The sequence below is a fragment of the Bradyrhizobium sp. 134 genome, assembly GCF_023074155.1.
Lineage (GTDB): Bacteria > Pseudomonadota > Alphaproteobacteria > Rhizobiales > Xanthobacteraceae > Bradyrhizobium.
The window spans coordinates 1-4,621 of the sequence record NZ_JADPKX010000059.1 but is presented as its reverse complement, the minus strand read 5'-3'; the positions used below and the strand labels follow the sequence as shown (position 1 = coordinate 4,621).

Genomic DNA, 4,621 nt, shown 5'->3' with positions numbered 1-4,621 from the left:
GACGAGACCGGCTTTCTCAAGCAGGGCAAGGCCTCGTGCGGAGTGGCACGGCAATACACTGGTTCGGCAGGGAAGATCACGAACTGCCAGATCGGCGTCCCGCGCCAATCCGCCACCGCCCAAAAAAACCAAACGCCGCCCCCCGGCAAAAGCCAAAGCATACCCACACCGCCACTGATCCGTTGGTCAATCCAGGAAATCCGCCGCATCGCCAGCAGGCTTGCTCGAAAGCGGATCCAACCCGCGCATGTCATCGCATGGTCATTCTGGCGCAGAGCTCACCAGGCTGCCGCTCAGCGCGCGCATCTCAAAGCAAAACGGCAACTGTAATGCTAGGCTGCCTTCTAGCTCCATCTCGATCGGACTGAGATATCCAATGGCCGAGTGGCTTCGCGTTCGATTGTAAAAGCCCTCACGTGTTGCATAATCTGGTGATGGACGAGTTCGGTTTTGAGCGTATGGAGAAGCTCTCCATCGGAGCGTTGTCATAGCAATCGACCCTGCGGCTCATCGAGGCGCGGAAGCCGGCGGACTGCATCATCTTGCGATACTCCGCCGAGGCGTATTGGGCGGATTCAAGCGGTCGTCGCAACACTCCGGATTTGGAGGTTGCAATGAGCATTCGAAAGCGGCGATCGGCACGGTCTGGACAAGCGCCACTACCAACGCCAGGACGACCGCCTGTGGCTGGGTGGGATGAACAGAGAAGTTTCTGCGAGCTATCGCCGCGGACAAAGCCGCGAAGATGGTGCGCTGGAAGCCGGGGTGTCACAGCCCGTAGGAACCAGATGGTTTCGAAAGGCGGGCGGCATGTCACCAGCGATGTTCAAGTCCTCAGCAAAGGCGCTCTCCGGGCGATACTTGTCATTGGTGGGTGCGAAGAGATTGCGCTTTTCAAGGTGCAGGGCCATTCCATCCGGGAGATTGGGCGCCGCGCGACTACGCGCACCATCATTATCATTACCTTGCCCCAAGAACTGCGCCCTTCGCTGACTTGGGATCAGGGAGCCGAAATGGTCCAGCATGATCGTCTCAAGGTCGATGCGGGGTGTCCAAGTCTACTTCTGCGACCCCGACGAGAACCCGATGGGCTCCTACGCCAGTACTTCCCGAAAGGCACATACCTGAGCATCCACAGCGCGGACGAAATCGCCGCTGTGGCAGCGGCCCTCAATGCTCGACCGAGAAAAAATCTGGGCTGGAAAACGCCGGCAGAGGCGCTTGACGAGTCGCTGCCATAAGTGAACATGGTCGGTGTTGCGACGACCGCCTGAATCCGCCCTATAAGGAACTCTTGATTAACGAACGCCGCCGCCCTGACTGCATCTTCATCGCAAGATACGCTCCGATCAACTACCAATACTGGTGATTGATCTCGACGACAGAGCATGATGAACGTTGGTCCAATACGCGTAAGCCGAAGTCTTCGAGTGTCGAGGTACGACCCACTCTCCATGCGACAATCCGTTCTCTCCTACCACTGCTGAACTGCGCTACGACAACAGGTTCCATTCACACAACAGCGCACGATCAAGGACCGCCGTCATGAAACCGCCCACCCTAGCCTGCACTGCACACGAATCAACGATTTGCCCCGAGACTTCGGACGTACGATGCGCGACAACTCTCACGCGGCCACCTGTGCATTAGTGCCATCTACCGACCCAATCTCCTTACTAAGTCAATGGTCGTCTAATCGTAGGCGAAGCCCTGGCAGCCTATCTCCTTTCGGGAAAGCGGCCTCAACGATGATTCGTCTCTTTGAATGATCGGGTCTTCGTTCTAAGGGAGTAACAACTCGCGCCACAGTCATGTGGATTGACGGAGAGCGCACATGTTAGCGCAACGGACAGCCTTGTTTAAATCGCTGGGTACCGACACGGCCTGGTCCGTGGCCAAAGCAGCTGCAGTGAGCGCCGACCAAATCATCGACTTGACGGCCAATGAGATCAGGGGTGACTTAGCGCCGATGGTTCGCGACGGCGCCATCGTGGCAATTAATCGCAATCTCAACCGCTACATCGACACCGTGGGCCCGACGGAGCTGGATCAAGCCCTTAGTCGCAAGATTTCCGCTGAGACCGCTCAGCACTGGTCGAGAGACGAAATTGCGGTGACGAGCGGCTCCAAGCAGGCGCTCTTCAATGCGGCCATGGTTCTTCTCAATCCCGGCGACGAAGTGCTGATACCCGCTCCCTATTGGACGACTTTCCCGGCACAAATCGTCCTGGCGGGTGGCACGCCGATCTTCATCGAAACTCGAAACAACAACTACGTGCCAGCGTTAACGGACTTAGCCGCGGCCATTACATCAAGAACTAAGGCGATCGTAGTCAACACGCCGAACAACCCAACAGGCACGATCTACAACCGCGAAACTCTTGCTGATATCGCCCAACTAGCCATCGAGCGGGATCTCTGGATCATCTTCGATGAATGCTATGGGGCCTTCTCTCATCTCCCGCATACTCACCTCCCTATCGTCTCAGTAGACCCTCGGGCCCGCGCCCGCACTTTGATCGTCAATTCGTTTTCCAAGTCCCTGGCCCTGATCGGTTGGCGCATCGGCTATCTCGCTGGCCCTGAAACGGTCATCAGGGCGGTAAAGGCACTACAAAGCCATACAACGTCTGATCCGAATATCATTGCACAGCATGCGCTACTCCATCACTTGGAGTCCGGCGATGCCGCTTTCCAGCAGAAATTGCAGCGTCAGGTTGGCGATGCGCGAACGCTGGGGCTCTCGATCCTGTCAACGCTGAAGTGGATCCCACAACCCACCGCCCAGGGCGGATTTCACTTCTATCTTGATCTCAGCGGATGGCAGCGGCGGGCCAAGCCTTGCGGCCGGGAATTCGATGCAGATGCCATCGCTAACGTGTTGCTGATGGATGCTGGTGTAGCAACAGTTTCGGGTACGGCATTTGGCGACCCCGCCGGGGTCCGACTGTCCTATGGCATCGATCTCGAATTACTCGACAAAGGCTTGCGGCGTCTGACCGCAACTCTGAACACGTGGAGCTGAAATCGTGTTTCGCAAGGCGCCCGCAAGTTTATATAAGTTCGTATCACGCCTGGCATTTCAAACCAGACCACCATCGTTGCCGGATCCAGCTGCCACCTGCAGCTTCTGATCGAGACGCAGCCTCATCAGCCATATGGCGAAATATCAACTGCACAGCAGACATGGTCTAATCAAGAGAACTTTTGCGCCGTCAGACATCAACCGCAAATCGCTGGCGTGATCATGATCAAGCAGCTCGCAAATCCGTACTCATTCATCTACAGGAAAGAGAGAGCGGCAATCAAAGCAAACACTTTGCGGCTCGCAAGGAGAGGACGGGTCGATACCGAGCTGTCGCCGAAAGTTGGTGACGGCGGGAATCGGAAAGGCGGCATATCGTGGGGGTGCTTGACGCCTCCACTTCTCCACCGAAGGAGCGATATGCCGTGTCCAACGATAACGTCATCCATCTGATTCAGCCAGGAATCTTCGACGATCAACTCACAGAAGTCTTGCGCAACGGGGCACGTGCCCTTCTCGCCAAAGCGGTCGAGGCTGAGGTCGCGGACTTTCTCGGCCAGCATGCCGATTTGAAGACCCGGGACGGCCACCAGCGCGTCGTCCGCCACGGTCACCTGCCGGAGCGCGAGGTGATGACCGGCATCGGTCCGGTCGCCGTCCGCCAGCCGCGTGTACGCGATCGCGAAGCGGACGCCGCCGATCCTGGCCGCATCCGGTTCTCGCCGTCGATCCTGCCGCCCTACATGCGCCGGTCGAAGTCGATCGAGACGCTGCTGCCGATCCTATATCTGAATGGTATCTCGACCGGCGACTTCTCCGAGGCGCTGGCGGCGCTGCTTGGCAAGGATGCTGCCGGATTGTCGGCATCCGCCATCGGCCGACTGAAGGACGGCTGGCTCGACGAGCACGGCGCGTGGCAGAAGCGCGATCTGTCGGCCAAGCGCTACGTCTACATCTGGGCTGATGGCATCCATCTCGAAGCCCGGCTCGAAGACGAAAAGCAGTGCATCCTGGTGCTGATCGGCGCGACGCCGGAGGGCCGCAAGGAACTGGTCGGCTTCACCGATGGCGCCCGTGAGAGCGCGCACGATTGGCGCGATCTGCTGCTCGACCTGAAGCGGCGCGGGCTCGACGTGCCCCCGCAGCTCGTCATCGCCGATGGCGCGCTCGGGTTCTGGAAGGCGGCCGGTGAGGTCTGGCCGAAAACGCGCGAGCAGCGCTGCTGGGTGCACAAGACCGCCAACGTACTTGCCAAGCTGCCGAAGAGCCAGCAGCCGAAAGCCAAACGCGCGTTGCAGGAGATATGGATGGCCGAAACCAAGGCCACAGCCGAGCTGGCGTTCGACGCCTTCATCGAGAGCTACGCGCTGAAATACGAGAAGGCCGCCGATTGCCTGCGCAAGGATCGAGACACGCTGCGGGCTTTTCTACGACTTCCCGGCAGAGCATTGGAAACACCTGCGCACGACGGATGAGATGGACAAGTGATTTTTTCACGACCGAGATGACGATTGCAGAAATCGCGTACGTCCATTCTTTTGTTCGGCTGCGCCGCGGGCCATTCTTCCGTCCCGGCCATCGATCTCGCAGCCGCCG

1 protein-coding gene and 4 pseudogenes are annotated in these 4,621 nt (G+C 58.6%); 4 read left to right on the top strand and 1 reads right to left on the bottom strand.

Annotated elements, in window-relative coordinates:
• Positions 1-99 (top strand): annotated as a pseudogene (locus tag IVA75_RS24750) (transposase); the annotation flags it as partial.
• A 162-nt stretch (positions 100-261) separates the two neighbouring features.
• On the opposite strand, the pseudogene IVA75_RS24745 reads toward IVA75_RS24750, so the two are convergent.
• Positions 262-571, bottom strand: a pseudogene (locus tag IVA75_RS24745) (integrase core domain-containing protein); the annotation flags it as partial.
• A gap of 394 nt (positions 572-965) precedes the next feature.
• Here IVA75_RS24745 and IVA75_RS24740 point away from each other — a divergent pair.
• The 3 genes and pseudogenes from IVA75_RS24740 to IVA75_RS24730 form a co-directional block, all read left to right on the top strand.
• Positions 966-1,241 (top strand): annotated as a pseudogene (locus IVA75_RS24740) (IS30 family transposase); the annotation flags it as partial.
• Between the two features lie 593 nt (positions 1,242-1,834).
• Entirely contained in the window at positions 1,835-3,025 is a 1,191-nt protein-coding gene (locus tag IVA75_RS24735; RefSeq protein ID WP_247288324.1) for an aminotransferase class I/II-fold pyridoxal phosphate-dependent enzyme, read from the top strand.
• A 425-nt stretch (positions 3,026-3,450) separates the two neighbouring features.
• Positions 3,451-4,507: pseudogene (locus tag IVA75_RS24730) on the top strand (IS256 family transposase); the annotation flags it as partial.
• Between the last annotated feature and the right edge of the window lie 114 nt (positions 4,508-4,621).

What these genes read in the sequence shown, in the direction of transcription:
- IVA75_RS24735 (WP_247288324.1), top strand. Translation starts at nt 1,835, where the DNA reads ATGTTAGCGCAACGGACAGCCTTGTTTAAATCGCTGGGTACCGACACG.